The 1685-nt window shown below is 64.5% G+C and carries 2 protein-coding genes; one reads left to right on the plus strand and one right to left on the minus strand.

Going from position 1 to position 1685, the window contains the following annotated elements; translation table 11 throughout:
• On the minus strand, window positions 1-661 hold a 661-nt coding region (locus A2I95_RS35865), incomplete at its 3' end, for an LOG family protein (protein WP_291737300.1).
• A gap of 147 nt (window positions 662-808) precedes the next feature.
• Here A2I95_RS35865 and A2I95_RS35870 point away from each other — a divergent pair.
• The coding region (locus A2I95_RS35870; protein ID WP_291737301.1) for a serine/threonine dehydratase at window positions 809-1685 on the plus strand (877 nt) is incomplete at its 3' end.

Here is a 1685-nt window from a genome sequence, read left to right on the forward strand (position 1 = left end):
ACGGCACCCGCTCCATCCGGCCAGTCTGGATCAGGGTCAGGCTCTCGAACAGCTCATCCAGAGTTCCAAACCCGCCCGGGAACACGGTAATTGCCCGCGCCCGCATCAGGAAATGCATTTTGCGGATCGCGAAGTAGTGGAAGTTAAAGCTAAGGTCTGGCGTCACATAACCATTAGGCGCTTGCTCGTGCGGCAGAACGATTGACAGACCAATGGACTGGCCGCCTGCATCCAATGCGCCACGGTTGCCCGCCTCCATCACTCCGGGGCCGCCGCCGGTCACAATCACATTCTGACGGCCACCGCTCTCCTTCGACTTTTCGGTCATCAGCCTGGCGAACGCGCGCGCCTCATCATAGAAATGCGACAGATCCGCCAGCGTCTGAGTCCGCGCCTGATCCTTGTGCTTGGTATCCGGGATCCGGGCGCCACCGAACATCACAATGGTGCTTTCGATGCCATGCTCGTTCAGCATCAGCTCCGGTTTCAGCAGCTCCAGCTGCAACCGCACCGGGCGCAGTTCCTCGCGGCACAGAAACTCTTCATCGGCAAAGGCAAGCCGGTAGGCAGGCGCCTGGGTCTGCGGGGTGGCGGGCACATGTTCGGCCCGGTCCCGGTCGGAATGGGCATCGCGGAAACGGCTGTGGCGGTCTTCGGTCATAGAAAATCCCAGATTAATCAACAGGACTCCCTTTGTAGCCGCCCTTGGCCGTTAGCGCCAATCAAGAATGCAGGAAAAGCCACTGCCCGCTTGCGCCCGGCGGTAGCGCGGCTAAGGTTCCGGCGCAGCAGGCAGGGAGATCAGCGCATGAACTGGCAGGATGAAATCAGGAAAGCCGCAGAACGCGTTGGCCCCTATGTGCAGCAGACCCCGGTGATGCAGGCACAGGGCTTCGGCCTGGATTTCCCGGTAAAGCTGAAGCTGGAGCACATGCAGCACACCGGCAGCTTTAAGGCCCGCGGTGCCTTTAACACATTGCTGAGCCAGCCAGTGCCGCCGGCGGGGCTGGTGGCAGCTTCTGGCGGCAACCACGGCGCCGCCGCGGCCTATGCCGCGCACCAGCTGGGCCACAAGGCCCGGATTTATGTGCCCGAGATGGCAGGCCCGGCCAAGATTTCTCTGATCGAACGCACCGGGGCTGATCTGCAGGTGGTGCCCGGCGCCTATGCCAACGCGCTGGAGCAGGCCCAGGCCTACGAGGCAGAGACCGGCGCCATGCAGGTCCACGCCTACGACGCCCCCGCCACGGTTGCCGGCCAGGGCACCTGCTTTGCCGAATGGCAGGCCCAAGGCCTTGAGGCGGATACCCTTCTGATCGCGGTGGGCGGCGGCGGGCTGATTGCCGGCGCGCTGGCCTGGTTCCAGGGGGCAAATAAGATCGTGGCGGTGGAGCCCGAAACATCTTGCGCGCTGAATGCGGCATTGCTGGCCCGCCAGCCGGTGGATGTAGACGTCTCCGGCGTCGCGGCCAACGCTCTTGGCGCCAAACGCATCGGCGCTATCTGTTTCGAACTCGCCTCGGCACCGGGCCTGACATCGGTGACCGTACCGGACAGCGCCATCACCAGGGCCCAGACCGCACTGTGGCGCGAACGGCGGATCCTGGTCGAACCCGCAGGCGCCACCGCCCTGGCTGCACTGTTGTGCGGAGCCTACCGCCCTGCGCCCGGCGAGCGTGTGGCGG

This window comes from Leisingera sp. F5 (assembly GCF_001593695.1).